Source organism: Cupriavidus alkaliphilus (assembly GCF_014191175.1).
In the GTDB taxonomy this organism is placed as follows: Bacteria; Pseudomonadota; Gammaproteobacteria; order Burkholderiales; family Burkholderiaceae; genus Cupriavidus; species Cupriavidus alkaliphilus.
This window is the reverse complement of record NZ_JACHWE010000003.1, coordinates 192,957-216,258: the sequence shown is the minus strand read 5'-3', so window position 1 is coordinate 216,258 and position 23,302 is coordinate 192,957. Positions and strand designations below refer to the sequence as shown.

24 protein-coding genes are annotated in these 23,302 nt (G+C 68.6%); 7 read left to right on the top strand and 17 right to left on the bottom strand.

Annotated features, from left to right (window positions below):
• Positions 1–21: 21 nt before the first annotated feature.
• The 5 genes from dapA to FHX60_RS12425 all read right to left on the bottom strand — a co-directional run bounded on the left by dapA (position 22) and on the right by FHX60_RS12425 (position 3,912).
• Positions 22–906, bottom strand: a complete 885-nt coding sequence (gene dapA, locus FHX60_RS12445) for a 4-hydroxy-tetrahydrodipicolinate synthase (RefSeq protein WP_092313767.1) — start codon at positions 904–906, stop codon at positions 22–24.
• 137 nt (positions 907–1,043) lie between these two features.
• Complete coding sequence (locus FHX60_RS12440; RefSeq protein WP_183283522.1) at positions 1,044–1,622, bottom strand: class I SAM-dependent methyltransferase; 579 nt, start codon at positions 1,620–1,622, stop codon at positions 1,044–1,046.
• 11 nt (positions 1,623–1,633) lie between these two features.
• Positions 1,634–2,299: a site-2 protease family protein gene (locus FHX60_RS12435; protein WP_012352471.1), complete on the bottom strand. Its 666-nt coding sequence runs from the start codon at positions 2,297–2,299 to the stop codon at positions 1,634–1,636.
• Between the two features lie 76 nt (positions 2,300–2,375).
• On the bottom strand, positions 2,376–2,999 hold the full coding sequence (locus FHX60_RS12430) for an L-threonylcarbamoyladenylate synthase (RefSeq protein WP_092313773.1): 624 nt from the start codon (positions 2,997–2,999) through the stop codon (positions 2,376–2,378).
• Positions 3,000–3,066: 67 nt separating this feature from the next.
• Entirely contained in the window at positions 3,067–3,912 is an 846-nt protein-coding gene (locus tag FHX60_RS12425) for a 3',5'-nucleoside bisphosphate phosphatase (RefSeq protein WP_092313776.1), read from the bottom strand.
• 171 nt (positions 3,913–4,083) lie between these two features.
• On the opposite strand from FHX60_RS12425, the gene FHX60_RS12420 reads away from it, so the two are divergent.
• A complete protein-coding gene (locus FHX60_RS12420) occupies positions 4,084–5,178 on the top strand; it encodes an NAD(P)/FAD-dependent oxidoreductase (RefSeq protein WP_183283521.1) in 1,095 nt (364 codons plus the stop codon).
• 25 nt (positions 5,179–5,203) lie between these two features.
• Here FHX60_RS12420 and FHX60_RS12415 read toward each other — a convergent pair whose 3' ends face one another.
• Entirely contained in the window at positions 5,204–6,103 is a 900-nt protein-coding gene (locus tag FHX60_RS12415; RefSeq protein ID WP_183283520.1) for an alpha/beta fold hydrolase, read from the bottom strand.
• 138 nt (positions 6,104–6,241) lie between these two features.
• Between FHX60_RS12415 and FHX60_RS12410 the strand changes: the two genes are divergently transcribed.
• Positions 6,242–7,972, top strand: coding sequence for an acetate--CoA ligase (locus FHX60_RS12410; RefSeq protein ID WP_183283519.1), 1,731 nt, complete (start codon positions 6,242–6,244; stop codon positions 7,970–7,972).
• Positions 7,973–7,975: 3 nt separating this feature from the next.
• Here FHX60_RS12410 and FHX60_RS12405 read toward each other — a convergent pair whose 3' ends face one another.
• The gene (locus tag FHX60_RS12405) at positions 7,976–8,878 is read right to left on the bottom strand and encodes a LysR family transcriptional regulator (protein WP_183283518.1); all 903 of its coding nucleotides are present in this window, start codon (positions 8,876–8,878) and stop codon (positions 7,976–7,978) included.
• Positions 8,879–8,942: 64 nt separating this feature from the next.
• On the opposite strand from FHX60_RS12405, the gene FHX60_RS12400 reads away from it, so the two are divergent.
• Both FHX60_RS12400 and FHX60_RS12395 read left to right on the top strand, forming a co-directional pair.
• Positions 8,943–10,217, top strand: a complete 1,275-nt coding sequence (locus tag FHX60_RS12400; protein ID WP_183283517.1) for a serine hydrolase domain-containing protein — start codon at positions 8,943–8,945, stop codon at positions 10,215–10,217.
• Positions 10,218–10,244: 27 nt separating this feature from the next.
• Positions 10,245–11,450 carry an MFS transporter gene (locus tag FHX60_RS12395; protein WP_183283516.1) on the top strand — a complete coding sequence of 402 codons (1,206 nt, stop codon included), beginning with the start codon at positions 10,245–10,247 and terminating at the stop codon, positions 11,448–11,450.
• 6 nt (positions 11,451–11,456) lie between these two features.
• Here the strand turns inward: FHX60_RS12395 and FHX60_RS12390 are convergent, their stop codons facing one another.
• Positions 11,457–12,311 (bottom strand): ferritin-like domain-containing protein, encoded by an 855-nt coding sequence (locus FHX60_RS12390; RefSeq protein ID WP_260163863.1) that lies wholly within the window; start codon positions 12,309–12,311, stop codon positions 11,457–11,459.
• Between the two features lie 149 nt (positions 12,312–12,460).
• Here FHX60_RS12390 and FHX60_RS12385 point away from each other — a divergent pair, with 149 nt between their 5' ends.
• From FHX60_RS12385 to FHX60_RS12375, 3 genes are all read left to right on the top strand, one after another.
• Positions 12,461–12,985, top strand: a complete 525-nt coding sequence (locus tag FHX60_RS12385) for a gamma carbonic anhydrase family protein (RefSeq protein WP_018006882.1) — start codon at positions 12,461–12,463, stop codon at positions 12,983–12,985.
• A 37-nt stretch (positions 12,986–13,022) separates the two neighbouring features.
• Positions 13,023–14,024, top strand: coding sequence for an Hsp33 family molecular chaperone HslO (gene hslO, locus FHX60_RS12380; protein WP_183283514.1), 1,002 nt, complete (start codon positions 13,023–13,025; stop codon positions 14,022–14,024).
• Positions 14,025–14,179: 155 nt separating this feature from the next.
• Positions 14,180–14,602: a hypothetical protein gene (locus FHX60_RS12375; protein WP_092313804.1), complete on the top strand. Its 423-nt coding sequence runs from the start codon at positions 14,180–14,182 to the stop codon at positions 14,600–14,602.
• A gap of 50 nt (positions 14,603–14,652) precedes the next feature.
• Here the strand turns inward: FHX60_RS12375 and ftsB are convergent, their stop codons facing one another.
• The 9 genes from ftsB to FHX60_RS12330 form a co-directional block, all read right to left on the bottom strand.
• Complete coding sequence (gene ftsB, locus FHX60_RS12370; RefSeq protein WP_025582264.1) at positions 14,653–14,994, bottom strand: cell division protein FtsB; 342 nt, start codon at positions 14,992–14,994, stop codon at positions 14,653–14,655.
• A 168-nt stretch (positions 14,995–15,162) separates the two neighbouring features.
• On the bottom strand, positions 15,163–16,452 hold the full coding sequence (gene eno / locus FHX60_RS12365; protein WP_092313807.1) for a phosphopyruvate hydratase: 1,290 nt from the start codon (positions 16,450–16,452) through the stop codon (positions 15,163–15,165).
• A 115-nt stretch (positions 16,453–16,567) separates the two neighbouring features.
• A complete protein-coding gene (locus FHX60_RS12360; protein WP_092313810.1) occupies positions 16,568–16,861 on the bottom strand; it encodes a DUF1330 domain-containing protein in 294 nt (97 codons plus the stop codon).
• Positions 16,862–16,952: 91 nt separating this feature from the next.
• On the bottom strand, positions 16,953–17,822 hold the full coding sequence (kdsA, locus tag FHX60_RS12355; protein ID WP_183283513.1) for a 3-deoxy-8-phosphooctulonate synthase: 870 nt from the start codon (positions 17,820–17,822) through the stop codon (positions 16,953–16,955).
• A 27-nt stretch (positions 17,823–17,849) separates the two neighbouring features.
• The gene (gene pyrG / locus FHX60_RS12350) at positions 17,850–19,502 is read right to left on the bottom strand and encodes a CTP synthase (protein WP_092313816.1); all 1,653 of its coding nucleotides are present in this window, start codon (positions 19,500–19,502) and stop codon (positions 17,850–17,852) included.
• A gap of 140 nt (positions 19,503–19,642) precedes the next feature.
• Positions 19,643–20,449, bottom strand: coding sequence for an alpha/beta fold hydrolase (locus tag FHX60_RS12345; RefSeq protein WP_183283512.1), 807 nt, complete (start codon positions 20,447–20,449; stop codon positions 19,643–19,645).
• A 13-nt stretch (positions 20,450–20,462) separates the two neighbouring features.
• Positions 20,463–21,284 (bottom strand): proteasome-type protease, encoded by an 822-nt coding sequence (locus FHX60_RS12340; protein WP_112775365.1) that lies wholly within the window; start codon positions 21,282–21,284, stop codon positions 20,463–20,465.
• Between the two features lie 114 nt (positions 21,285–21,398).
• A complete protein-coding gene (locus FHX60_RS12335) occupies positions 21,399–22,238 on the bottom strand; it encodes a transglutaminase family protein (protein WP_112775364.1) in 840 nt (279 codons plus the stop codon).
• Between the two features lie 45 nt (positions 22,239–22,283).
• Positions 22,284–23,291 (bottom strand): alpha-E domain-containing protein, encoded by a 1,008-nt coding sequence (locus tag FHX60_RS12330; RefSeq protein ID WP_112775363.1) that lies wholly within the window; start codon positions 23,289–23,291, stop codon positions 22,284–22,286.
• Positions 23,292–23,302: the final 11 nt, after the last annotated feature.

Genomic DNA, 23,302 nt, shown 5'->3' with positions numbered 1-23,302 from the left:
ACAGCAGGACGCCGCGAAGAATCAGGCCAGCAGGCCGGCGGCGGCCAGTGCCTTGCGTACATAGTCGTGGTTGCCCTCGGACAGCGGGGTCAGCGGCAGGCGGATACCGCCTGCCATCTTGCCCATCTGCTGGAGCGCCCACTTGACCGGGATCGGATTGGCTTCGATGAACATGGCCTGGTTCAGCCCGATCAGTTCCATATGCAGGCGGCGCGCGGTCACGACGTCGCCCTTCAGTGCCGCCGCGCACATCTCGTGCATCTTGCGCGGCGCCACGTTAGCGGTCACCGAGATGTTGCCGTGGCCGCCCAGCAGGATCAGCGCCACCGCGGTGGGATCGTCGCCGCTGTAGATGGCGAAGCCTTCCGGCGCGCCCTTGATCAGCTGCGCGGCACGGTCGATGTTGCCGGTCGCTTCCTTGACGCCGACGATGCCCGGCACCTGCGCCAGGCGCAGGATGGTCTCGTTGTTCATGTCCGCGACCGTGCGGCCGGGGACGTTGTACAGCAGCACCGGCAGGTCCACCGCCTCGGCGATGGTGCGGAAATGCCGGTACATGCCTTCCTGGGTCGGCTTGTTGTAGTACGGCACGACCTGCAGCGAGGCATCGGCGCCCACCTTCTTGGCGAAGGCGGTCAGCTCGATCGCTTCCTTGGTGGAATTGCCGCCGGTCCCCGCGATGATCGGGATGCGCTTGCCGGCCTGTTCGACGGCAACGCGGATCAGTTCGCAGTGCTCCTCGACGGTCACCGTCGGGGACTCGCCGGTGGTGCCCACGATCACGATGGCGTCGGTGCCTTCGGCAACGTGCCAGTCGACCAGTGCGCGCAGGGCCGGGAAGTCCAGGCTGCCGTCCTCTTGCATCGGGGTGACGATGGCAACGATGCTGCCGGTAATCTGTGTCATAACGTTAGGGAATTCGGGATGCGAATAACGGGATTGTACCGGAACCGCAGGCCGCTTCGACCGCTGCCCGGACAGGGGTTGATACCAACTGTTTCAACGCGTGCGGCGCCGTTTGCGCCGACACCGCGGCGCGCCGCTCAGGGATCGAGCCGGTAGCGTGGCGGCGCGGCCGCACCGGCCGCCGGCGCCGCCTCGCGCACCGCACATAGGCGCTGCACGAAGGCTGTTTTCGGCACTTCGACCACGCCGTCCTCGTAAGCCACCACCCGCAGCCCATGGGCGCGCGCGACCTCGAGCAGCTCGCCGGGGCGCAGCAGGAAATCCGGCCGCGACGGCTTGCCCACGGTCTCGTTGCCGGCGGCGAAGGTTTCGTAGATCCAGCAGCCGCCCGGCGCCAGCGCGGCCGCCAGGTGCGGCCACAGCGGCCGGTGCAGGTAGTTGGTGACGACGATGGCGTCGAACGGCGCCGCGCCGGCCAGCGGCCAGTCGCCCTGCTCCAGGTCGGCCACGCGCCCGGTGACGCCGGCGGGCAGGCCGGCGATGGCGTCGGCATCGCGGTCGACCGCCAGCACCTGGTGGCCGCGCGCCGCCAGCCAGGCGGCATGGCGGCCGCCGCCGCAGGCCAGGTCCAGCACCCGTGCGCCCGGACGCAGCAGATGCGCCCAGCGCGTGACCCAGGCGGAGGGCGCGGCAATGCCGGCATGCGACAGCGTCATGGCAGCCCCCGTCAATTGAGCAGCAGCACGATCGGGCGCAGCAGCAGCTCGATCAGGGACATCAGCACATTGACCACCGGCGTCATCCAGATGGTGGTGATCACCCCCGCGGCCACCAGCGCCAGCACCACGAAAATGCCGTACGGCTCGATGCGCGACACCGCGCGCGCAATGCCCTGCGGCAGCAGCGCGGTCAGCACGCGCCCGCCATCCAGCGGCGGCACCGGGAACAGGTTGAAGGCCGCCACCACCAGGTTGACGCGCACGCCGGCCAGCGCCATCTCGCCGAAAAACGGCTCGCGCACGCCGCCCCAGGTCAGGCCGATCGCCAGCAGCACCCACACGAAGGCCTGCACCACGTTGCTGGCCGGGCCCGCCAGCGCCACCCACATGCCATGCCAGCGCGGGTTGCGCAGGCGCTCGAACACCACCGGCACCGGCTTGGCGTAGCCGAACACGAACTGGCCGCTGGTCATGATGTACAGCAGCAGCGGCACGGCGATGGTGCCGATCGGGTCGATATGGCGGATCGGGTTCAGGCTGACGCGCCCGAGCGCATAGGCCGTGCTGTCGCCGAACAGCTTGGCCACGTAGCCGTGCGAGGCCTCGTGCAGCGTGATCGCAAACAGCACCGGCAGGGCATAGACCGCGAAGGTCTGGATAAGGGAGGAATCCATGAGCGCTATTGTAGCGGCCCGCCGGCGCCCGGGCGCACGCTGGTGCACCCGACCGAAGGCGCGGCGGTGCCGCGGGTCAGAGGCCGAAGCGGGCGATGTCGCCGCGGCCGGCGCGGACCAGTTCGGGCTCGCCGCCGGTCAGGTCGATCACCGTGGTCGGCTGCGCCGGCGCCGGCCCGCCGTCCACCACGAGGTCGAGCTGTTTTTCCAGCCGCGCCCGGATCTGCGCCGGATCGTTGAGCGGTTCCTCGTCGCCCGGCAGCTGCAGCGTCGCCGAGATCAGCGGCTCGCCGGTTTCGCCAAGCAGCGCCAGCGGGATGGCGTGCTCGGGCACGCGCACGCCGATGGTCTTGCGCGCCGGGTGCGACAGCCGCCGCGGCACTTCCTTGGTCGCTTCCAGGATAAACACGTACGGGCCCGGCGTGGCGCCCTTGAGCCAGCGGTATTGGCGGTTGTCGACGCGGGCAAAGTTGCCGAGCTCGGACAGGTCGCGGCACATCAGCGTCAGGTGGTGGCGGTCGTCGATGCCGCGCAGCCGGCGCAGGCGCTCGACCGCGGCCTTGTCGTCGAGCCGGCAGGCCAGCGCATAGCTTGAGTCGGTCGGCAGCGCGACCAGCCCGCCCTTCTGCAGGATCTGGGCCGCCTGCTTGAGCAGGCGCGACTGCGGGTTGAGCGGATGAATCTCGAAGTACTGGGACATGGGCCAGGGAGCGGAGTCGGACGGAACGGAGCGGCATCCGGGGGCTGGCCCCGGCCAGGCGGGGTGCCTACCAGTCGTGCCAGACCGGCGTGACCGTGGACGGCAGCGGCGGCAGCGTGCCGAGTTCCACCCTGCCCTCGCCAGGCCCGTGGAAGTCCGTGCCGCGCGAAGCCAGCAGCCCGTAGTGCCGCGCCACCTCGGCGTAGCGGCGGTACTGGTCGGGGGTATGGCTGCCGGTAACCACCTCGACCGCACCGCCGCCCAGCGCCTTGAATTCATCGAACAGTGCGTCGTGCTGGGTGTCGGTGTAGTGGTAGCGGCCCGGGTGCGCCATCACCGCGATGCCGCCGGCCGCGCGTATCCAGCCCACGGCTTCAGACAGGCTGGCCCAGCGGTGGCCGACATAGCCAGGGCGGCCCTCGGACAGGTACTCGCTGAAGACATCACCGATGCTGGCGCAGCGACCCTGGTCGACCAGCCAGCGCGCAAAGTGCGTGCGCGAGATCAGGTCCGGGTTGCCCACGTACTGCAGGGCCCCTTCATAGGCACCCTCGATGCCCACCCTGGCCAGCGCATCGGCGATATCGCGCGCGCGCCGCGCGCGGCCCGAGCGGGTTTCGGTCAGGCCATCGATCAGTTCCGGGCAGAACGGGTCGATCTGCAGCCCGACGATATGCACGGTCTGTCCGGCCCAGGTCACCGAGATCTCGACGCCCGGCACATAGCGCATGCCGAATTCCTCGGCGGCGGCGCGTGCCTCGGCCTGCCCGCCCAGCTCGTCATGGTCGGTCAGCGCCCAGTACGCAACCCCCGCGTCGCGGGCGATCTGCGCCACGGCGCGCGGCGCGAGCGTGCCGTCGGAAACGGTGGAATGGCAATGCAGGTCGGCATTGATGGCGTGGGCGTTTTGCATGGTGGCAATTCTACTCCCGTCGCACCTGGCCTGCGCGGCGCCGCCGCCCCCCCGGCCGGCCAGGCAAAGCCATGCCGGCAACGCTGGCGTCGGCGGAAAGCCGCCGGCTGCGGGGTATAGTCGGGCTTTGCATCGTCGATTCGCGGGCACCTGGCGTGCCTGCCATGCCCCATGTCCACCGCCAACCCAGCCACTGCTCCCGCCACCGCCCCGGTCACCACCACCGATGTCCTGATCGTCGGTGCGGGCCCGGTCGGCCTGTTCGCCGCGTTCCAGGCCGGCGTGCTAGGCCTGAAATGTGAACTGATCGATGTGCTCGACCGCGCCGGCGGCCAGTGCACCGAGCTGTATCCGGAAAAGCCGATCTACGACATTCCCGCCGTGCCGGGATGCCTGGCGCAGGACCTGGTGGACCGGCTGCTGGAGCAATGCGCCCCGTTCGACTTCCCGATGCACTTCGGCCAGCGCGCCGAAAGCGCCGCCGAAATCCCGGCGCCAGCAGCGCCGGAGGGCCATGCCGGGCACGAGCGCCTGCTGGTGACGACCGACGGCGGCAAGCGCTTCGATGTCGCCGCGGTGCTGGTCTGCGCCGGCGCGGGCGCGTTTGCGCCGCAGCGTGTGTCGCTGCCCGAGGCGCCGGCGCTGGAAGGCCGCCACGTGCACTACGGGGTGCGCGATGTCTCGCACTTCGCCGGCAAGCGCGTGGTCGTCGCCGGCGGCGGCGACTCGGCGCTGGACTGGGCGCTGGCGCTGCGCAAGGTCGCCGCGCGCGTGACGCTGCTGCACCGGCGCGAGGGCTTTCGCGCCGCCGACGGCACCGTCGCCGAGATGCGCCGCGCGGTGGCCGAGGGCGAAATGGACTTCGTGGTCGGCATGCTGGGCGCACTGCGCACCGAAGGTACGGACGGCGCGCTCAGCGAAGTCGAAGTGCGGACCCGCGACGGCAGCACCGTGCTGCCCGCCGAGGAGCTGGTGGCACTGTACGGCCTGGTGTCCGAGCCTGGCCCGATCGCGCAGTGGGACCTGGACATGCGCGCCGGCCGCATCCTGGTCGACACCACCACCTACGAAAGCTCGCGCCGCGGCATCTTCGCCGCCGGCGATATCGCGTTCTACCCCAACAAGCAGAAGCTGATCCTGTCCGGCTTCCACGAGGCCGCGCTGGCGCTGCGCCGCGCCTACCACTACGCCTTCCCGGAAAAGGCGCTGGTGCACGTGCACACCAGCAACAACGCCGCACTGAAGGAAAAACTCACCCACGCCTGAAGCGTGGACTGCCCATGCGCCGGTATCACCTGCCGGCGCAGAACGATTCCACCAGTTCCGCCACGGCGGCGGGCTGGTCGTGATGCAGCATGTGGCCGGCGTCCTCCACCACCGCCTCGCGGAAGTCGCGGAAGGCGCGGAAGCGCTGCCTGAATTCATCGATGGCCTGCTTGTGGGCGATATGGCGCAGCGTCTCCGAAGCGCGCGCCTCGACGTGCAATACGGGCGCGGTGACCTGCTCCCACACCGCCATCACTTCGTCGAGGCGGTACAGCATCGGGTTGATCAGCTTGTGCGCGGGGTCGCCCAGGATCTCCCAGCGGCCCTCGGCGTTGCGGCGCGACCAGTGCGCAGCCAGGAACGCGGCGCGCTCGTCCGGCAGGCGTGGGTTGGTCTTCTGCAGGCGCGCGGCCACGCCGTCGAGGCTGTCATAGGTCTTCAGCTCGGTGCCGGCGCGCACTTCGTCGAGCCAGCGCGCGTAGCGCCGGGGCGCCTGCTCCGGCCGCGTCGCGGTCATGCCGAAGCCCTCCAGGTCCACCACGCGGCGCACGCGCTGCGGGCGGATGCCGGCATACAGGCAGATCACGTTGGCGCCCATGCTGTGACCGACCAGGTCGACCTGCCCGTCGGGCGCATAGTGGTCGAGCAGGGCCTCCAGGTCGGCGAGGTAGTCGGCAAACCAGTACGACTGCGTGCCGGGGTAGCGCGTGGGCCAGTCGGTCGCGCCGAAACCGCGCCAGTCGGGCGCAATCACATGCCAGTCGCCGCGCAGGTGGTCGACCAGGAACTGGAACGACGCGGCCACGTCCATCCACCCATGCAGCATGAACAGCTTGCGCGCGCCGGACGTGCCCCAGTGGCGCACGTGGTAGCGCAGGCCGCGCACCGTGATAAATTCAGACCGCGAGGTTTCCTTGATTGTCATTGTCTCCACCCTTGCGTCGGGATCTTGCCCGCCGCGGGGGTTGGCGGGGAAGCCACGACAAAATAGAACGATCGTTCGCTTGTGCGCATTATAGCGGCTCGCCGTTTGCCGCGAGGCGGACCCCAATGGAGACCCTGAATGGCCGCAGCTGCCTTGCCGGCAAGCCGGCGCGACGACTATCGCGCCCTGTACGACTCCTTCCGCTGGGAGATTCCGGCCGAGTTCAACATCGCCGAAGCCTGCTGCGGCCGCTGGGCCCGTGACCCGGCCAGCATGGACCGCATCGCGGTCTATACCGAGCATGAGGACGGCCGCCGCAACGCGCATAGCTTTGCCTATATCCAGGCCGAGGCCAACCGCTTGTCGGCGGCGCTGCGCGCGCTGGGCGTGGCGCGCGGCGACCGCGTCGCCATCGTGATGCCGCAGCGCATCGAGACCGTGATCGCGCATATGGCGATCTACCAGCTGGGCGCCATCGCCATGCCGCTGTCGATGTTGTTCGGGCCGGAGGCGCTGGCCTACCGCATCGCGCACAGCGAAGCCGGCGTGGCCATCGCCGACGAGACCTCGATCGACAACCTGCTGGCGGCGCGCCCCGAATGCCCGACCATGGCCACCGTGATCGCCGCCGGCGACGCCCGCGGCCGCGGCGACCACGACTGGGACCTGCTGCTCGCGGCGCAGCTGCCGACCTTTGTCGCCGAGCAGACCAAGGCCGACGAGGCCGCAGTGCTGATCTATACCAGCGGCACCACCGGCCCGCCCAAGGGCGCGCTGATCCCGCACCGCGCGCTGATCGGCAACCTGACCGGCTTCGTCTGCTCGCAGAACTGGTATCCGCAGCACGACGATGTGTTCTGGAGCCCTGCCGACTGGGCCTGGACCGGCGGCCTGTGGGACGCGCTGATGCCGGCGCTGTATTTCGGCAAGCCGATCGTCGGCTACCAGGGCCGCTTCTCCGCCGAGCGTGCCTTCGAGCTGCTGGAGCGCTATGCCGTTACCAACACCTTCCTGTTCCCGACCGCGCTCAAGCAGATGATGAAGGCCTGCCCCGAGCCGCGCCGTCACTACGACATCCGCCTGCGCGCGCTGATGAGCGCCGGCGAGGCCGTGGGCGAGACCGTGTTCGCTTGGTGCCGCGACGCGCTCGGTGTGCTGGTCAACGAGATGTTCGGCCAGACCGAGATCAACTACATCGTCGGCAACTGCACCGCGCAGAACGACGACGAGCGGCTTGGCTGGCCGGCCCGGCCGGGTTCGATGGGTCGCCCCTACCCCGGCCACCGCGTGCAGGTGATCGACGACGAAGGCCGCCCCTGCGCGCCGGGCGAGGATGGCGAGGTGGCGGTGTGCGCCACCGACGGCGCCGGGCATTCGGACCCGGTGTTCTTCCTCGGCTACTGGAAGAACGACGCCGCCACCGCGGCCAAGTACACCGAGCGCGACGGCCTGCGCTGGTGCCGCACCGGCGACCTGGCGCGCGTCGATGCCGACGGCTACCTGTGGTACCAGGGGCGCGCCGACGATGTGTTCAAGTCCTCCGGCTACCGCATCGGGCCGAGCGAGATCGAGAACTGCCTGCTCAAGCATCCGGCGGTCTCCAACTGCGCCGTGGTGCCGTCGCCCGATCCGGAGCGCGGCGCGGTGGTCAAGGCCTTCGTGGTGCTGACGCCGTCGGTCGCGCGTTCGTTCGACGCCGACGCGGCGCTGGTCGCCGAACTGCAGGCGCATGTGCGCGGCCAGCTGGCGCCGTACGAATACCCGAAGGCGATCGAATTCATCGACCAGCTGCCGATGACGACGACCGGGAAAATCCAGCGGCGGGTGTTGCGCCTGCTGGAGGAAGAGCGCGCCGCCAGGCGCGCCTAGGCCCTAGGCGCGCGCCTCGTCGGCGGGGAAGACCCGCGCGCAGAGGAAGTCGACCAGCGCCCGTACCTTGGGCGCGGCATGCCGGCTCGCCGGCCAGAGCACGTGGAATGCCTTGGCCGGCCCCACATGGCCGGCCAGTACCTGGCACAGGCTGCCGTCGGCCAGCTGCTCGCGGATGGCGAAATCCGGCAGGCAGGCAATGCCCAGGCCGCGCAGCGCAAAACACAAACGCGTCTCGAGGTTGTTGCAGATCATCGATGTCGGCGGCGCCAGCTCGGGCTCGCCCGGCGCGCGCCGCAGCGGCCATGCCTCAAGCTTGCCGGTGTGGGGAAAGCGGTAATGCAGGCAGGCATGGCCGGCCAGGTCGGCAGGCACCTTGGGCGCGCCACGCTGCGCCAGGTACTCGGGCGACGCCACCAGCACCGCCTGGAAAGCACCCAGCCAGCGTGCCGACAGGCGCGAGTCCGCGGGCTCGCCGGTGCGGACCACCGCATCGAAGCCCTCCTCGATGACATCGACCAGCTGGTCCGTGAAATCCAGGTCCAGCTCTATGTCCGGATACGCGCGCATGAAATCGCCCAGCACGGGCAAGACCAGTGAACTGACCAGCGGCAGGCTTACGCGCAGGCGGCCGCGCGGCGCCGCGGTGGTCTCGGCCAGCTCCAGCTCCGCCGCTTCGATCTCCGCCAGCACGCGGCGGCTGCGCTCCAGGAACAGCGCGCCTTCAGCGGTCAGCGTGACGCTGCGCGTGCTGCGGTGGAACAGCCGCACCCCAAGCCGTTCCTCCAGCCGCGCCACGCTCTTGCCGACGGCAGAGGCCGACACCCCCAGCAGGCGCCCCGCCGCGACAAAACTGCGGGTCTCGGCCACCTGCACAAACACCGCGAAGCCACTGAGGCTGTCCATGATGCCCTCCGATTGCGGACACAAAGTTCCGGAGAAAAAGGAACTGTAGCCCACTTTTTCTTTAATGGCTGGTTCCTTATCGTGGACGGGTCGTTCATCGAAAAAGGATTTCGCTGTGCCCCTCCCAACGATCGCACCACGCCCCCGTGTGTCCGCTGCATCCCCCGCGCCTGTGAATGCCCGCGTCGACGCCGTTATCCGGCAGGCACTGGACCAGCAGCGACTGGTCGGCGCCGTCGTGCTGGTCAGCCGTGACGGCGCACTGGTCCACCAGCAGGCGGCTGGCCTGGCCGACCGGGAAAACGGGCAGTCGATGGCGCTGGATGCCGTCTTCCGGCTGGCTTCCGTGAGCAAGCCCATCGTTTCCGTGGCCGCGCTGGTGCTGGCGGCACAAGGCCGGCTCGACCTCGACCAGGGCATCGACCGTTGGCTGCCCGAATTCCGCCCGCGCCTGGCCGACCGCGGACCGGCACGGATCACGGCGCGGCAACTGCTCAGCCATACCGCGGGGCTGGGCTATCGCTTTTTCGAGTCCGGCGCGGACGGACCCTATGCCCGTGCCGGCGTCTCCGATGGCATGGACGACGCCGCCATCAGCCTGGCCGAGAACCTGCGGCGCATCGCCAGCGTGCCCTTGCTGTACGAACCGGGCAGCGCATGGGGCTACTCGCTCGCGACCGATGTGCTCGGTGCGCTGATCGAGCGCGTCCACGGGGCGCGGCTCGACACCGCCGTGCGGCAATTGGTCACCGGCCCGCTGGGCATGGCCGACACGGGCTTCGTGGTGCGGGATCCGCATCGCGTTCCGACCCCGTATGTCAATGACAACCCTCGCCCACGCCGCCTGCGCGAAGGCGAAGTGGTTCCTGTGGTCGAGGGCACGGTTGGCATTCGCTACAGCCTTGCCCGCATCTTCAATGCGCGCGCGCACCCATCCGGCGGCGCCGGCATGGCGGGCACGGCGCAAGACTTCCTGCGCCTGCTGGAGAGCTTGCGCCAGGGCGGCGGCACGTTGCTGCCCGCTTCTCTGGTCGAGGACATGGGACGCGACCATACCGGCGGCCTGGACCTGCCCGATGCGCCGGGAACCGGCTTCGGGCTGGGCTTCTCGGTGCTGCGCGATCCGCGCCGGGCAGGTTCCCCGGAATCCGCCGGCACCTGGCGCTGGGGTGGCGCCTACGGCCACGCCTGGTTCGTCGACCGCAGCCAGGGACTGAGCGTGGTGGCGTTCACCAACACGCTGTACGAAGGCATGTCAGGCCGCTTTGTCACCGACCTGCGCGACGCGGTCTATGGGGTCGCTCCCGCTGCCGCGCAGCCATCCACTCGCAACGCATAACCCCTTACCCCTACCCAGGGCGCCAACATGACCACAACCACCAACACACTTGCGAACCATGCACACCAGGGCGCGCAGCCTGAGCGGCTACCGCTGCCGGCACTGCTTGCGCTTGCCGTCGCCGGCTTCATCACCGTGCTGACCGAAGCCTTGCCGGCAGGGCTGCTGCCCCAGATCGGCGCGGGCCTCGCTATCTCCGAGCCGCTTGCCGGCCAGTTGGTCACCATCTACGCCCTCGGCTCGCTGGTGGCCGCCATTCCGCTGACGGCGGCCACGCAGGCCCTGCGGCGTCGGCCGCTGCTGGTGCTTGCCATTGCGGGATTCGCCGTCGCCAACGCCGTGACGGCCTGGTCAGGCGACTATGTCGTGACGATGGCGGCGCGCTTTCTCGCCGGCGTTTCGGCGGGCCTGCTGTGGGCCCTGTTGGCCGGCTATGCCGCACGCATGGTTCCCGATCACCTCAAGGGCCGTGCCATTGCGGTCGCGATGGTGGGCATCCCCCTGGCCCTGTCGCTGGGCGTGCCGTCCGGGACCTTCCTCGGTGCCATCATCGGCTGGCGGGCGGGCTTCGGCATCATCAGCGCGATGACGCTGGGCCTGATTGCCTGGGTGCTGGCGACCGTACCGGACTTTGCCGGCCAGTCCGCCGGCCAGCGGCTGCCGCTAGCGCGCGTCTTTACCCTGCCGGGCGTGCGCCCCGTGCTGTTCGTGACGCTTGCCTTCGTGCTGGCGCACAACATCCTCTACACCTATGTCTCGCCGTTCCTGCGCGCGGCAAACGCCGGGACACGGCTGGATCTTGTGCTGCTCGTTTTCGGCGTGGCCTCGCTCGCCGGCATCTGGATCACCGGCCTGCTGATCGACAAGTGGCTGCGGGCGCTGACGCTGGCCAGCACGCTGCTGTTCGGGCTGTCGGTGCTGGCGCTCGCGGCCGGCGGCGCACACCAGGCGGTGATTTATGGCGCGGCCGGGATCTGGGGCCTGGGCTTCGGCGGCGTCTCCACGCTGTTCCAGACCGCGCTGGCAAAGACCGCCGGCCATTCCGCCGACGTGGCGCAGTCGATGCTGGTCACGGCGTGGAACATCGCCATCGCCGGCGGCGGCGTCATCGGCGGGCTGCTGCTCGACGGGCCGGGCATCGCAGTATTCCCGCCGGTGCTGGTGGCGCTGCTCGCGGCAACATGGCTGGCGGTGTGGTCGGCGCGCCGGCATGGCTTCCCGCCGCACCACTGAAGCCTGTTAGCCGGCCGAGGCCTCCAGCCAGGCCAGCTCGTCCTCGTCAAACCCCGCGGCGCGCCTCGCCTCGAGATTGAAGGGCCCGCGCAGCTTCGGCGCGCGGTATTGCTCGGCCAGGCGCGCGTAGGTGGCCACGGGATCGAGCCCGCGCTGCGCGCACAGCCAGCGGTACCAGTGGTTGCCGATGGCGACGTGGCCGACCTCGTCGCGCAGGATGATGTCGATGATGGCCGCGGCGGCATGGTCGCCGGCGCCGGCCAGCCGGGCACGCACCGGCGGCGAGGCGTCGAGCCCGCGCGCCTCCAGCGTGCGCGGCACCAGCGCCATGCGCGCCAGCACGTCGCCGGCGGTCTTGTCGGTCATCTCCCACAGGCTGTTGTGGGCCGGGAAGTCACCGTAGGCGGCGCCGAGCGTGCCGAGGTGGTCGGCCAGAAGCGTGAAGTGGTAGGCCTCTTCATCGGCCACGCGCAGCCAGTCGCGGTAATACGCGGGCGGCATGCCGGCAAAGCGCCAGGCCGCGTCCAGCGCCAGATTGATCGCATTGAACTCGATATGGCACAGCGCGTGGATCATCGCCGCGCGCCCCGCCGGGGTCTGTAGCGAGCGGCGCCGTTCGACGTGCTGGGGCGCCACCAGCACCGGGCGCGCCGGTCGCCCAGGGATCGCGTGGGTGGCCTCGGCATGGATCGCCTCTCCCGCTTCCAGGGCGGAATCGGGCAACGTCATCGCCTGGCGATAAAGTGCTCGCGCCGCCACGGCCTTGTCGCGCGGATCCGTCAGGCACAGCACCGCCAGCGCCTGGCGGCGTGGCGAAGGAGACGGGTCAGGCAGCGCGGCGTCGGGTGTTTTTTCTGGCATGGGCGTAAAATCCGGGTCTGCCGCCATTGTAGGGCCTGGCCGGCGCCCGCCTGCCGCGCAGCGCGGCGCGGCGCCGTTCCCCGGCACCGGCTCTTTAAAGTCCGGCGGCAACCCCCACTTCAACAAAAGCCATTCGTGCAGGAGACCTCATGGCGCTTTACCAGCTCGGCGACGTCAAGCCCAGTATCGACAGCGAAGCCTACGTGGCCCCCGAAGCCACCATCATCGGCAACGTGACCCTAAAGTCCCGCGCCAGCGCCTGGCCCGGTGTCGTGATCCGCGGCGACAACGAGCCGATCGTGGTCGGCGCGGACACCAATATCCAGGAGGGTTCGGTGCTGCATACCGACCCGGGCTGTCCGCTGACGCTGGGCGACAAGGTCTCGATCGGCCACCAGGCCATGCTGCACGGCTGCACCGTGGGCGAAGGCTCGCTGATCGGGATCCAGGCCGTGGTGCTGAACCGTGCCGTGATTGGCAAGGAATGCCTGGTAGGCGCCGGCGCCGTGGTGACCGAGGGCAAGGTGTTCCCGGACCGTTCGCTGATCCTGGGCGCGCCGGCCAAGGTGGTGCGCCAGCTGACCGATGCCGACGTCGCCAACCTGTACCGCAACGCCGAGACCTACGCCACGCGGCAGGCCCTGTACAAGCAACAGCTCAAGCGGATCGGCTGACGACCGCCGAGCCTCTACCGAAACCCGACCGATTATTGTGACCGATACCACCACCCCCGACACCCTGCAGAAGTTCCTGTTCGACGCGGCCCCCGTGCGCGGCGAACTGGTGCGCATGGAAGCCACCTGGCAAGAAGTGCTCGGCCGCCACAGCTACCCTGCCCCGGTGCGCCGGCTGCTGGGCGAGATGATGGCCGCCGCGGCGCTGCTGTCGGCCAACCTGAAGTTCAACGGGGCGCTGGTGATGCAGCTGCATGGCGACGGCCCGGTGCGCATGCTGGTGGTGGAATGCCTGTCCGACCTGTCGATGCGCGCGACCGCCAAGCTGGCCGAAGGCGCACAGCTGGCCGACGATGCCACGCTGGCGCAGATGGTCAACGCCCACGGCCACGGCCGCTTCGCCATCACGCTGGACCCCAAGGACAAGCTTCCGGGCCAGCAGCCGTACCAGGGCATCGTGCCGCTGGCCGACGCGCACGGCCCGCTGGGCTCGATCAGCGCCGTGCTGGAGCACTACATGCAGGCCTCCGAGCAGCTCGACACGCGCCTGTGGCTCGCCGCCGACGACCATGTCGCCGCCGGCATGCTGCTGCAGAAGCTGCCGGCGTACGGCGGCACCGCCGAAGTCGGCGAGACCGGCGCGCCGCTGGCCAGCCACGCCAAGGCGCAGGATCTCGATACCTGGGACCGCGCGGTACAGCTCGGCACCACGCTGAAGGCCGAGGAACTGCTGGCCGAGACCCCCGACACGCTGCTGCGCCGCCTGTTCTGGGAAGACCTGCAGGACGCCGGCCTGCGCGTGTTTGAGCCGCTGATGCCGCATTTTTACTGCAGCTGCTCACGCCCGAAGGTGGCCGGCATGCTGCAGTCGCTGGGCCAGGCGGAGATCGACAGCATCATCGCCGAGCGCGGCCATGTCGAAATCCACTGCGACTTCTGCGGCCAGCGCTATGAGTTCGACCCGGTCGACTGCGCGCAGCTGTTCTCGGCCACGCCGGTCGCCACCGGCGCCGGCGCGGGCGCCAGCCAGCACCACTGATCCGCCTTCGGCAGCGCCTGCGTGCGCTGCCGCACCGGCGCGGGCGGTACAGGACACCCGGCGCGCGGCGCGCTGGAAACATCGGCCTTGCCGCCCGGTCCAACGGCTGTACGATGGCAGCATCCAGCTGCCGGTCAGCCAGCCTGAGAACCGCCATGTCCGCCCGAGCCAACCCTCCCCTGCCTGACTTCGCTTCCCGTGCCCGGCTGCCGCGGCGCGGCGTGGCGGCATGCGCCGCGCTCGGCGCGCTGCTGCTGGCTGCCGGTTGCGCGCAGATCCCGCGCGACGCCAATGGCTCGCCGCCCACCGCGCGGCTGGCGCCCAATGCCGTGCCGCCGGCACCGCTGAGCGCCGAAGACCAGCAGAAGCTCGACGCGCTCAACCAGCAGGTGCTGCGCGACCAGGCCGCCGCGATCGCGCTGGACCAGCAGGCCGCGGCCGCGCGCGCGGCCTATGCCTATCCCAACACCAGCTGGAACCTGTATTACGGGGGATGGGGTGGCGGCCGCTGGGGCGGCGGCGTCAGCGTCGGCATGCCCGGCTGGGGCTGGGGCGGCTATCCGTACGGCTGGTGGTGAGGTCGCCGCGGCGTGCTTGAAGCAGGCCGCCGGCAGTCACGGAAAACGGCTTAGTGGCCGCCCCGGCCGGCGACCGAATTCGGCGGCGGCGGCAACGGCGGCGTGGCGCTGACCTTGGGCGCCGGCGCCACGAACTGCACGAAGACCTCGCCTTCGCGCACCATGCCCAGCTCATAGCGGGCGCGTTCCTCGATGGCGCCGGTGCCGTCCTGCAGGTCGGCCACTTCGCCTTCCAGCTTGGCGTTGCGCAGCTTGAGCGTCTGGTTGCGGGCGCCCTGCTCGGTCAGCTGGCGGTTCAGGTCCCACACGCGCAGCCAGCCGCCCTTGCCAAGCCAGAGCGGGTACTGGATGGCAAGCAGCAGCACGAACAACAGCAGCGAAATCAGGCGCATGAAAGATGGCGGACAGGAATTTCCGCACAATGATCTGCGAACTCCGCCTGGAAGGCAATTGCCAGGCAGATTTCGATACAAAAACGGCGACGGCCGGGAAGTCCCGGCCGCCGCCATGCCATTCGCCCGCTGTCGCTCCCGCTGGCGCGGGAGCGACGCGGCAAACCGTCAGCGCAGGTTGTAGAACGCGCCCTTGCCCGGGTAGCTGGCGATATCGCCCAGGTCTTCCTCGATGCGCAGCAGCTGGTTGTACTTGGCCATGCGGTCCGAGCGCGACAGCGAGCCGGTCTTGATCTGGCCGGCGTTGGTGCCCACGGCGATGTCGGCGATGGTGCTGTCTTCGGTTTCGCCCGAGCGGTGCGAGATCACGGCGGTGTAGCCGGCGCGCTTGGCCATCTCGATGGCGGCAAAGGTCTCGGTCAGGGTGCCGATCTGGTTGATCTTGATCAGGATCGAGTTGCCGATGCCCTTCTCGATGCCTTCCTTCAGGATCTTGGTGTTGGTGACGAACAGGTCGTCGCCCACCAGCTGCACGCGCTTGCCGAGCTTGTCGGTCAGGGTCTTCCAGCCGTCCCAGTCGCCTTCGGCCATGCCGTCCTCGATCGACACGATGGGGAACTTGTCGCACAGGTTGGCCAGGTAGTCGGCGAACTGGGTCGACGACAGCTTCAGGCCTTCGCCTTCCAGCTGGTACACGCCTTCGGCCTCGTGGTAGAACTCGCTCGCGGCGCAGTCCAGCGCCAGCAGCACGTCCTCGCCGGCACGGTAGCCGGCCTTCTCGATGGCCTGCACGACGGTGTTCAGGCACTCTTCATTGGACGAGAAGTTGGGAGCGAAGCCGCCTTCGTCGCCCACCGCGGTGGACATGCCCTTGTCGGCCAGGATCTTCTTCAGTGCGTGGAAGATCTCGGCGCCGCAGCGCAGGGCTTCGCGGAAGCTGGTCTGCGACACCGGCATGATCATGAATTCCTGGATGTCCAGGCTGTTGTTGGCGTGCGCGCCGCCGTTGACGATGTTCATCATCGGCACCGGCAGTTGCATTGCGCCCGAACCGCCGAAGTAGCGGTACAGCGGCAGGCCGGCTTCTTCGGCGGCGGCCTTGGCCACCGCCATCGACACCGCCAGCATGGCGTTGGCGCCCAGGCGGCCCTTGTTCTCGGTGCCGTCGAGGTCGATCAGGGTGCGGTCCAGGAAGGCCTGCTCGGAGGCATCCAGGCCCATGATGGCTTCGGAGATCTCGGTGTTGATGTGCTCGACGGCCTTCAGCACGCCCTTGCCCAGGTAGCGGCTCTTGTCGCCGTCACGCAGCTCGATGGCTTCGCGCGAACCGGTCGACGCGCCCGACGGCACCGCCGCGCGGCCCATCACGCCGGATTCCAGCAGCACGTCGCACTCGACGGTGGGATTGCCGCGGGAGTCGAGAACCTCGCGACCGATGATATCTACGATTGCACTCATGAATTCCTCTCTGACTGTTGATTCTTGCTGCTGATCACTTCAACCTGCGTGCGTGTCAGGCGCATGTCACGCGCGCAGGTCATGCGCGCATGACGGCTGCCTGGCGGCTGCCGGCTCAGGCGGCGCCTTCGACCACGATCATGTTCATCTTCGCCGCGTGCTCGCGCGACTTGCGCGCGGCGCGGTAGGCCTCGCCGTCGTGGAAGGCCTTGGCGGCGTCATAGCTGGGGAATTTCAGCACCACGACGCGCGTCGGCGCCCATTCGCCCTCGAGCGCCTCGGTCTTGCCGCCGCGCACCAGCACCTCGGCGCCATGAATCTGCATGGCCTTGCTCGAGAGCACCTTGTATTCCTCGTACTGCTGGGGGTCGGTCACGTCGACGTAGGCGATGATAAAGCCCGCGGCCATGGAGAATCTCCCGATTTTTTGTATTGTCTTTCGATATGGTTTGTCACCGCCGGCGCGCGCGACCGGCGCGGCGGCGACAAACGGGGCGGGCTCAGGCGCAGGCCGGCCAGCCGAAATTGTCTTCCAGGAAGCCGGCGCGCTTGACCAGCGTGTCCAGATCCTTGAGCACGGCCAGCAGTTCCTTCATGCGCGACAGCGGCACCGCGTTGGGGCCATCGGACATGGCCTTGCTCGGATCCGGATGCGTTTCCATGAAGAGGCCCGCCACGCCGGTGGCGACCGCGGCACGCGACAGCACCGGCACGAACTCGCGCTGGCCGCCCGAGCTGGTGCCCTGGCCGCCCGGCAGCTGTACCGAGTGGGTGGCGTCGAATACCACCGGGGCGCCGGTCTCGCGCATGATCGCCAGCGAGCGCATGTCCGACACCAGGTTGTTGTAGCCGAACGAAACGCCCCGCTCGCAGGCCATGAAGACATCGTCGGGCAGACCGGCCTCGCGCGCAGCGTCGCGCGCCTTGTCGATCACGTTCTTCATGTCGTGCGGCGCCAGGAACTGGCCCTTCTTGATATTCACCGGCTTGCCGCTCTGCGCGCAGGCACGGATGAAATCGGTCTGGCGGCACAGGAACGCCGGCGTCTGCAGCACGTCGACCACGGCGGCGACGGGCTGGACCTCGTCGATCTCGTGGATGTCGGTCAGCACCGGCACGCCGATCTCGCGCTTGACGTGGGCCAGGATCTCCAGGCCCTTCTCCATGCCGAGGCCGCGGAACGACTTGCCGGACGAGCGGTTGGCCTTGTCGAACGACGACTTGTAGATGAACGGGATGCCGAGCTCGGTGGTGATGGCCTTGAGCTCGCCCGCGGTATCCAGCGCCATCTGCTCGGACTCGATCACGCACGGACCCGCGATCAGGAAGAACGGCTGGTCGAGGCCGGCCTCGAATCCACAGAGTTTCATGACTGTCTCTCCTGCTTGCGCCGGGCCTTACGCGCCCTTGCGCTGCTGGCTGGCCAGCGCGGCTTCGACGTAGGCCTTGAACAGCGGATGGCCGTCGCGCGGGGTCGAGGTGAATTCCGGGTGGAACTGCACGCCGACGAACCACGGGTGCATCGACTCCGGCAGCTCCATCATTTCCGGCAGGTTCTCGGTCGGCGTGCGCGCCGAGATCACCATGCCGGCCTTTTCCAGCGTCGGCACGTAGTGGTTGTTGACCTCGTAGCGGTGGCGGTGGCGCTCGTTGACCTCGGCGCCGTAGATGGCCGCGGCCTTGGTGCCTTCCTTGACCGGCACGCGCTGCGCGCCCAGGCGCATGGTGCCGCCCAGGTCGGAATCGGCCGAGCGCTGCTCGACCTTGCCTTCGCGGTCGACCCACTCGGTGATCAGCGCGACCACCGGGTGCTCGGTTTCCAGGTTGAATTCGGTCGAGTTGGCGTCGGCCATGCCGGCCAGGTGGCGGGCAAACTCGATCACCGCCAGCTGCATGCCCAGGCAGATGCCCAGATAGGGGATCTTGTTCTCGCGCGCGTACTGGATCGCGCGGATCTTGCCTTCGGTGCCGCGCTTGCCGAAGCCGCCCGGCACCAGGATCGCGTCGAGCGGGGCCAGCACTTCGAGGTGGCCCGATTCCAGTTCCTCGGAATCGATGTACTCGATATTGACGCGCGTGGCGGTGTGCATGCCGGCGTGGCGCAGCGCCTCGATCAGCGACTTGTACGACTCGGTCAGGTCGACGTACTTGCCGACCATGCCGATGGTGATTTCGTGCTCGGGATTTTCCTGGGCGTTGACCAGCTTCTGCCACATCGACAGGTCGGCCGGCTTGGGATCCAGGCGCAGTTCCTCGCAGATCAGGCGGTCCAGGCCCTGCTCGTTGAGCATCTGCGGGATCTTGTAGATGCTGTCGGCGTCCCACACCGAGATCACGGCGTCCTGCGGGATATTGGCGAACAGCGAGATCTTGGCGCGCTCGTCGTCGGGGATCGGGCGGTCGGCGCGGCACAGCAGCGCGGTGGGCGAGATGCCGATTTCGCGCAGCTTCTGCACCGAGTGCTGGGTCGGCTTGGTCTTCAGCTCGCCGGCGCTGGCAATGAACGGCACCAGCGTCAGGTGCACGAAGGCGCAGTGGTTGCGGCCCATGCGCAGGCTCATCTGGCGCGCGGCTTCCAGGAACGGCAGCGACTCGATGTCACCCACGGTGCCGCCGATTTCCACCAGCGCCACATCGGCCTTGCCGTCGTGCGACGCGGCCGCGCCCTTCTCGACGAAGGCCTGGATCTCGTTGGTGATATGCGGGATCACCTGCACGGTCTTGCCCAAGTATTCGCCGCGGCGCTCCTTGCGGATCACCGATTCGTAGATCTGGCCGGTGGTGAAGTTGTTCGACTTGCGCATCTTGGCCGAGACGAAACGCTCGTAGTGGCCGAGATCGAGGTCGGTTTCCGCACCGTCTTCCGTGACAAACACCTCGCCATGCTGGAAAGGGCTCATCGTGCCGGGATCGACGTTGATGTAGGGATCGAGCTTGAGGAGGGTGACTTTGAGGCCGCGCGACTCAAGAATGGCCGCGAGCGAGGCAGCAGCGATGCCCTTGCCGAGAGAAGAGACGACGCCACCGGTGACGAAGACGAATTTGGTCATAAACCGAGCTTGCCGGGGAAATCGGGATTATACATGAGAGCCCGTTCCCCGCCGACCCGGAAATTGTGACAGCAGCCCGGCTGCGGCGGGCTGCGCGCCATGTTTGCGGCCGCGCTGCGGCGCATGCGCCGCACACCGGCTCAGCGCCCCTGCTCCCGCATCGCGCCGATCAGTTCGCGCACCAGTTGCGCGGTCTGCCGGGGCCGCTCCATCGGGTACAGATGGCCGCCTTCGATAAAGCGCAGGTTGGGACCGACCAGCCGGCGCGTCGCCCCCAGGCCGCACTGCCGCACCTCGCGCGAGCGCGTGCCGGCGACGAAGCCGACCGGCACCGGCGCCCCGCGCGCGACCTTGCGCCCCAGGCTGGTCGGCAGCGTGCGGTAGATCCAGTATTCGACCTCGCGGTCGAAGCGCAGCCGGCGCTCGTTGTCCTTGCCGGTGGGCTCGGTGCCGTGGATGGCGTAGTCGCGCAGCACGTCCTGGTCCCACACCGCGAAGTTGGGCTTGGCGCGGAAGTGTTCCCACACCGCCTCGGCATCCGGCCAGTGCGTGCGCCGGTTCCTGGTCACCGCCGCCGGACCCGGCTTTTCATCGATGCCAAGCATCTGGGCGGTCTTCAGCAGCGACGCGCGCCAGCCGGCAATGATCGGCGAGTCCAGCATGACCACGCCGCGCACCCGTTCCGGACGGCGCAGCGCCGCCATCAGCGACAGGAACCCGCCCAGCGAATGGCCCACCAGCCACACCGGCTGGCGGTACTGGCGGTCGATGTCGCCCAGCAACTCTTCCACCAGATGCGGCCAGCCGCGTGTCACCGGGAATTCCGGCTTGTGTCCGTAGCGGTCCACGGCGCGGAACTCGAACTCGCCGTCCAGTTCGCCGAACAGCTTGCGGTAGGTCGTCACCGGGAAGCCGTTGGCGTGGGAAAAATGAATGATCTCGCGCATGTCTGCCGCCGCCTCAGTCCGGCTTGCGCGGATGCACGCGCCTGGCCCGCACCGGCTGGGCCCAGCGGTCGGCCTCGCCGGAGCGCGCCAGCGAGAATTCCGCGGGCGCGGCCGGATCCCATTCCGGGTTATGGATCTCGCCGAAGACCTGGCGCAGGCGATGGCCCCAGGTGTCGCGGATCATGCGGAAATAGGCGTTGCGCTCGTCGATATTGACAAAGCGGGTCACCTGGAGCGAATCCGCTTCATAGACCAGCAGATCCAGCGGCAGGCCGACCGAAATATTCGACTTCAGCGTCGAGTCCATCGAGATCAGCGCGCACTTGGCGCCTTCCGCCAGCGGCAGCGACGGATGCACGACGCGGTCGACGATGGGCTTGCCGTACTTGGCCTCGCCGATCTGGAAATAGCAGTTCTCAAACGTGGCCTCGACGAAATTGCCGGCCGCGTAAATATTGAACAGCCGCACCCGCTCGCCGCGCACCTGGCCGCCGAAGATCAGGCTGACATTGAACTCGATGCCGGCGTCGCGCAACGCGTGCGCATCGCGCCGGTGCACCTGGCGCACCGCTTCGCCGACGATCGAGGCGGCCTCGAACATGTCGCGCGCGGTCCACAGCGAGCGCTTCTCGTCATGGTCCTCGATCAGGATCTGGCGCACCGACTGGCTGATCGCCAGGTTGCCGGCGGTCATCAGCACCATTACCCGGTCGCCGGGCTCCTCGAACACCGTCATCTTGCGCGCGGTCGAGATGGCGTCTACCCCGGCATTGGTGCGGGAATCGGACAGGAATACCAGGCCGGCATCCAGCCGCATGGCTACACAATACGTCATGGTTTGTCTTGGTGTTCTGGGTGGCGGCCGGCCCTAGCCGGCAGTGGCCTGCATCACTCCGGATTCTAGCGCCCGTGCACCGGCACGGCGCCGCGTCTGGAAGCAAGCACCTAATCAGGTCGAAAGTGGCGTAATTGTTACATTGACTTCCAGCGTCTCGCCGGCGCCGCCGTCAAGGATGCCCCGCACTGGTGCCGCCGACGCGTAATCGCGTCCCACCGCCAGCCGGATATGGCGTTCGTCGGTCAGGCAGCCATGCGTGATATCGATGCTGCACCAGATTTCGCCGGCCGGATCCAGGCACACGTCGGCCCAGGCGTGGCTGGCCAGTTCGGTGGCGGCCGGGTCGTAGAAATATCCGCTGACATAGCGCGCCGGAATGCCCAGCGCCCGGCAAGCCGCGACCATCACCTGGGCCTGGTCCTGGCACACGCCGCTGCCCAGGGCGAAGGCCTCGGCAGCGGAAGTGCCGACATCGGTGGTGTTGGGCTTGTAGCGCACGCGCTCGCCGATGCCACCGGCCAGCGCCAGCAGCGCATCGATGTCATGCCCCGCCGCCAGGAACGGCGCGGCAAACGCCTGCATCGCCGCCGGCGCCGTGGTCAGCGGCGTGCTGCCGAGGAAATACAGCGGCGACACGCGTGCTTCGCCATCCGGCGGCGCATCGCAGAATGCATGGTGCCCGTCGCGGTCGAGATCGCCATGTGGCGGCAGCACCTCCACCTCGCCGCTGGCTTCGATGGCGATGGTGCTGGCGGGCCCGACCACCGTGAAGTTGTGCACGATGTTGCCGAAGCCGTCGCGGGCCGCCGACGGGTTGCCCGGCGTCGACAGCTGCCAGTGGTCAACGGTCTGCAGCGGGCCCGAGCGCGGCTGCAGCCGCACTTCGTGCACACTGCGCCGCACCGGTTCGGCGTAGCGGTAGACGGTATGGTGGTGGATCTTGTATTTCACGGTATCAGGGCGCGCGGCGGCACGGAAGGCTGCCGGTGGCCCGGCTCAGGCCGCCTGCAGCGGCACCAGGAAGTCCCGGCTGATGCCGTTGCCGAGGTCGCCGATGCGCTCCAGGAAGCTGGTCAGGTACGCATGCAGGCCGACGGCAAAGATATCGTCGATACGCGCGTACTTCAGGTCGGCGTGAAGTTTACCAGCCTGCCGCTCGGTTTCCGCCGAATGCTGGTTGCGCACCGTATGCAGGATCGCCACCACCTCGTCCATGCTCGACACCAGCGAGCGCGGCATGTCCGGGCGCAGGATCAGCAGTTCGGCCACGCGCTGCGGCGTGATCACCGCGCGATAGACCTTGCGGTAAACCTCGAAGCCCGACACCGAGCGCAGGATCGCCGCCCAGTGGTAGAAATCGTTGTGGGCACCCTGGTCGGGATTGGGCTCGGCTTCCACGCCCTCTCCGCCATTCCCGCCGTTCCCGCCGTTCCCACCCTCCGCGCCGGACGACGCCTGGAACTTGACGTCGAGGATGCGCGCGGTATTGTCGGCGCGCTCCAGGAAGGTGCCCAGCCGCATGAAATGGAAGGCATCGTCCTTGAGCATGGTGCCGAACTGCACCCCGCGCGCCAGGTGCGAGCGGAACTTGACCCATTCGAAGAAGCGCGCCGGGTCTTCCTTCAGCACGCCGTCGGCAATCAGGCGCTGCACCTCCAGCCAGGTGGTGTTGACGGTCTCCCAGACCTCGGTGGTGAGGGAGCCGCGCACCGCGCGCGCGTTCTCGCGCGCCGCGCGCAGGCAGCTCATGATCGACGAGGCATTGGTCATGTCGCGCACCATGAAATCGATCACGTCGTCGCGCGACAGCAGGCCGTACTTGTGGTCGAACACCTCGGTCAGCTCCGAGATGTCCAGCATGGCCCACCAGCCCTGCTCGGCGACTTCGGCCGATTGCGGCAGCAGCGAGGTCTGGTAGTTGACGTCTAGCATGCGCGCGGTGTTCTCCGCGCGCTCGGTGTAGCGGGCCATCCAGAACAGGTGGTCGGCGGTGCGGCTCAGCATGTGGGCTCTCC

What these genes read in the sequence shown, in the direction of transcription:
- dapA (WP_092313767.1), bottom strand. Translation starts at nt 906, where the DNA reads ATGACACAGATTACCGGCAGCATCGTTGCCATCGTCACCCCGATGCAA.
- FHX60_RS12440 (WP_183283522.1), bottom strand. Translation starts at nt 1,622, where the DNA reads ATGACGCTGTCGCATGCCGGCATTGCCGCGCCCTCCGCCTGGGTCACG.
- FHX60_RS12435 (WP_012352471.1), bottom strand. Translation starts at nt 2,299, where the DNA reads ATGGATTCCTCCCTTATCCAGACCTTCGCGGTCTATGCCCTGCCGGTG.
- FHX60_RS12430 (WP_092313773.1), bottom strand. Translation starts at nt 2,999, where the DNA reads ATGTCCCAGTACTTCGAGATTCATCCGCTCAACCCGCAGTCGCGCCTG.
- FHX60_RS12425 (WP_092313776.1), bottom strand. Translation starts at nt 3,912, where the DNA reads ATGCAAAACGCCCACGCCATCAATGCCGACCTGCATTGCCATTCCACC.
- FHX60_RS12420 (WP_183283521.1), top strand. Translation starts at nt 4,084, where the DNA reads ATGTCCACCGCCAACCCAGCCACTGCTCCCGCCACCGCCCCGGTCACC.
- FHX60_RS12415 (WP_183283520.1), bottom strand. Translation starts at nt 6,103, where the DNA reads ATGACAATCAAGGAAACCTCGCGGTCTGAATTTATCACGGTGCGCGGC.
- FHX60_RS12410 (WP_183283519.1), top strand. Translation starts at nt 6,242, where the DNA reads ATGGCCGCAGCTGCCTTGCCGGCAAGCCGGCGCGACGACTATCGCGCC.
- FHX60_RS12405 (WP_183283518.1), bottom strand. Translation starts at nt 8,878, where the DNA reads ATGGACAGCCTCAGTGGCTTCGCGGTGTTTGTGCAGGTGGCCGAGACC.
- FHX60_RS12400 (WP_183283517.1), top strand. Translation starts at nt 8,943, where the DNA reads ATGGCTGGTTCCTTATCGTGGACGGGTCGTTCATCGAAAAAGGATTTC.
- FHX60_RS12395 (WP_183283516.1), top strand. Translation starts at nt 10,245, where the DNA reads ATGACCACAACCACCAACACACTTGCGAACCATGCACACCAGGGCGCG.
- FHX60_RS12390 (WP_260163863.1), bottom strand. Translation starts at nt 12,311, where the DNA reads ATGCCAGAAAAAACACCCGACGCCGCGCTGCCTGACCCGTCTCCTTCG.
- FHX60_RS12385 (WP_018006882.1), top strand. Translation starts at nt 12,461, where the DNA reads ATGGCGCTTTACCAGCTCGGCGACGTCAAGCCCAGTATCGACAGCGAA.
- FHX60_RS12375 (WP_092313804.1), top strand. Translation starts at nt 14,180, where the DNA reads ATGTCCGCCCGAGCCAACCCTCCCCTGCCTGACTTCGCTTCCCGTGCC.
- ftsB (WP_025582264.1), bottom strand. Translation starts at nt 14,994, where the DNA reads ATGCGCCTGATTTCGCTGCTGTTGTTCGTGCTGCTGCTTGCCATCCAG.
- eno (WP_092313807.1), bottom strand. Translation starts at nt 16,452, where the DNA reads ATGAGTGCAATCGTAGATATCATCGGTCGCGAGGTTCTCGACTCCCGC.
- FHX60_RS12360 (WP_092313810.1), bottom strand. Translation starts at nt 16,861, where the DNA reads ATGGCCGCGGGCTTTATCATCGCCTACGTCGACGTGACCGACCCCCAG.
- kdsA (WP_183283513.1), bottom strand. Translation starts at nt 17,822, where the DNA reads ATGAAACTCTGTGGATTCGAGGCCGGCCTCGACCAGCCGTTCTTCCTG.
- pyrG (WP_092313816.1), bottom strand. Translation starts at nt 19,502, where the DNA reads ATGACCAAATTCGTCTTCGTCACCGGTGGCGTCGTCTCTTCTCTCGGC.
- FHX60_RS12345 (WP_183283512.1), bottom strand. Translation starts at nt 20,449, where the DNA reads ATGCGCGAGATCATTCATTTTTCCCACGCCAACGGCTTCCCGGTGACG.
- FHX60_RS12340 (WP_112775365.1), bottom strand. Translation starts at nt 21,284, where the DNA reads ATGACGTATTGTGTAGCCATGCGGCTGGATGCCGGCCTGGTATTCCTG.
- FHX60_RS12330 (WP_112775363.1), bottom strand. Translation starts at nt 23,291, where the DNA reads ATGCTGAGCCGCACCGCCGACCACCTGTTCTGGATGGCCCGCTACACC.